At 34.4% G+C, this 2,236-nt stretch carries 2 protein-coding genes; both read left to right on the top strand.

Going from position 1 to position 2,236, the window contains the following annotated elements; translation table 11 throughout:
* The first annotated feature begins 237 nt into the window (after positions 1–237).
* The gene (locus tag AB1414_19575; GenBank protein ID MEW6609614.1) at positions 238–1,464 is read left to right on the top strand and encodes a PorV/PorQ family protein; all 1,227 of its coding nucleotides are present in this window, start codon (positions 238–240) and stop codon (positions 1,462–1,464) included.
* A 119-nt stretch (positions 1,465–1,583) separates the two neighbouring features.
* On the top strand, positions 1,584–1,991 hold the full coding sequence (locus tag AB1414_19570) for a hypothetical protein (GenBank protein ID MEW6609613.1): 408 nt from the start codon (positions 1,584–1,586) through the stop codon (positions 1,989–1,991).
* The last annotated feature ends 245 nt before the right edge of the window (positions 1,992–2,236 follow it).

Below are 2,236 nucleotides of genomic sequence, written 5' to 3'. Positions count from 1 at the left end.
GTAACATAAAATTTGGGGTAACTATTTACCCAAATGAAGTGCAAGGTAATCGGTAATCAGGTAATCGGTAACAACCAATTGATCTTTTCCCTTTACCGATAACCTGATGACCGATAACTGATTACCTCAATTTCACTTCAGATGGCTAAAATGTTACAATTTGGGAATCAGTGATTAGATTTTCACGCTTTCTGTGATTTCTAATTTCAATCTATATTACAAAGGGAGGGAATAAAAATGAATTTTAAAAGCATAATCTTATCTCTATGTTTTTTGATTATTCTTCCCGTTGGTGTTTTTGGAGCAGCGGCGGCATTTTTAAAAATGGATGTAGGAGCAAGACCTCAGGCACTGGGTGGGGCATATACGGCTTTAGCAAATGATGTCACCTCTATTTATTGGAATCCAGCAGGACTTGCCCGGATAAATCAACCAGAATTTAATTTTATGCATAATGAATGGTTTGAGGGAATTAATTATGAATTTGTTGGCGTAGCATATCCTGTAGAGGATTTGACCTTTGCCACCTCTGTAACCTACCTCTATATGGATGAAATAAAAGAGATATTAAGGGATACACAGGGTTACGGAAATGGCAGATATTGGGAAACAGGGAAATTGTTTACGGCAGAAAATATGGCATTATCTTTAGCCTTTGCCCAGGCAATCGAAGAAAACCTCTTTATGGGAGTGAATTTTAAATATATTTATGAAACTATTGAAGATACCTCTGCTTCTGGATTTGCTGTGGATTTAGGAATATTAACTAAACCATCAAATAAACTTGGATTGGGATTTGTTATATGTAATGTAGGTCCTAAGATAAAATTTATAAAGGATGAATTCGCATTACCATTAACATATCGGGCTGGAATGTCTTATCAATTAGGAAGGAATTTTAATATTTCTTTTGATATAAAAAAGATTAAAGATGAGAAAATAGATTTTTCTGCGGGTATTGAATCATGGTTTGGTGAATGGTTAGCGTTAAGATTTAGTGGAAAAACGAATTCAGATAATAAACTGGGAAAATTTAAAGGTTTATCTACGGGGATGTCTGCTGGATGTGGATTTAAACTGGGTAATTCTGTGCTCGTAGATTACGCTTATACACCTTATGGTGATTTGGGCGATACCCACAAACTCTCTATCTCAACAAAATTTGGCACTAAAAGGATTCCAACACCTAAAGTTAAACCAATAAAAGTTTATCAACCTATAAAATCTTATGAAGGGGCTAAACCAGAGATAACTAAACCGCTCAAAAAACCAGAGATATTAACTGTTCGGGTAAAGATGGATAATGTTGCTATCTGGGATGGTCCTGGTTCGAATTATCAACGCATTGCCACAGTTTCCAGAGGAACAGAATTGCCTGTTCTGGATACATCGAAGAAATGGTATTATAAAGTTATGTTAGAAGATGGGACTATTGGTTGGATATGTTCTACTTTTGTTGAGTAAATTTACTATGGATGACATAAATTTCACGAAAGAAGGATAATTATTTATGGAATTTCAAGAGGTTTTTTAACCTCTTTAATATATAAAAATAGAATTTAAACCGAGGAGGATATAAATATATGGCAGAGATTTTAAAATGTGCAGGTGCAGTTTATCTTGGTATTGAAAAAGAAGGAGATACCTGGCTTGGTAAATTGACCGGAGAATTAACTATATGTGGAGAAGGAAATCTAAAACTTTCAACAGAAGGAGTAACATTTAAACGCTGGCTTCCGCCACGAGAATTCGTTATTCCAATTGAAAAGATAAAAAAAGTAGAGTTGAGCACTACTCATTTACTTAAACCTGTATTCCCGGGGAGAGTCCTTAGAATTGTATATCAAGAATCTCAAGATATACTTATTTTTGGAGTATGGCTTGGGACTCGAGATGGAATAAAATGGAAAACTAAGATAGAATCTCTTCTAACTGAACAGGGTCAAACCGTGGCAAAAGAAAGTAAAGAGGAAATAGAAGAAGATAAATAGACGAGGACAAATTTAATTGTGTGATATCAGAACGCAAGCTTTTTCTCAGAATTTATCAGGATTTTTTAGCCTATTCTGAAAGGTGTAGAAATTAAGAAGGGAACAGATGGTAGAATAATAGGTAACCGTTCAGGCTATATATCAAAAGTGTAAGAAAGGGGATAAGGAGATAAGAGTGATATGGAGATAAGATAATAGAAATAGATTGAAATTTATAGAAATAGGTAGAAATTGATTGTGGAAAA

The sequence above is a fragment of the bacterium genome, assembly GCA_040755795.1.
Taxonomy (GTDB): Bacteria; UBA9089; CG2-30-40-21; order CG2-30-40-21; family SBAY01; genus JBFLXS01.
The sequence above is the reverse complement of the archived record's forward strand: the minus strand, read 5'-3'. Positions and strand labels throughout refer to the sequence as shown.